Origin of the sequence: Janthinobacterium sp. BJB426 (assembly GCF_002735705.1) — a bacterium.
Lineage (GTDB): Bacteria > Pseudomonadota > Gammaproteobacteria > Burkholderiales > Burkholderiaceae_D > Janthinobacterium.
The window spans coordinates 1-559 of sequence record NZ_PDZL01000066.1 but is presented as its reverse complement, the minus strand read 5'-3'; the positions used below and the strand labels follow the sequence as shown (position 1 = coordinate 559).

Here is a 559-nt window from a genome sequence, read left to right as displayed (position 1 = left end):
TGCAGCGCTACCGCTGCGTGCCCTGCGGGCGCACTTTCAATGCCTTGACGGGCACGCCGCTGGCCCGCTTGCGTCACAAAGCGCTATGGATCGCGTATGCCGATTGCCTGCTCGACTCCGCCTCGGTACGCCAGGCCGCTCAGCAGCTGGGATTACACCGCAATACCACGTTTCGCTGGCGCCACCGCTTTCTCAGCGTGGCGAAGACGGACCGGCCGCATGGCCTGCATGGCATCGCCGAGGCCGATGAACTCTACGTGCTGGAATCGGAAAAGGGATCGAGGCAGATGACGCGTCCGGCCCGCCGCCGGGGCGGCCATGCCTTTAAACGCGGTATATCGAATGAGCAAATCTGCATCCTGGTGGCGCGCGACCGCACGGGCCAGACCCTCGATTTCGTCACGGGCAAAGGCGCGTTGACGAAGGCGCAGCTGCACCGATGTTTGTTGCCCGTTATCGACAAGGATGTTCTGCTGGTAACGGATGGCCATGCGGCCTACCGGGCGTTTGCGAGGGAAGCGGGTATCAGCCACGAGGCCGTCAACTTGCGCGCCGGCAT

General features: G+C 63.9%; 1 protein-coding gene. It reads left to right on the top strand.

Annotated elements, in window-relative coordinates; genetic code table 11:
• Nucleotides 1–559: IS1595 family transposase (locus tag CSQ93_RS28570; protein WP_158301421.1), on the top strand; the 559-nt coding region annotated here is incomplete at both ends.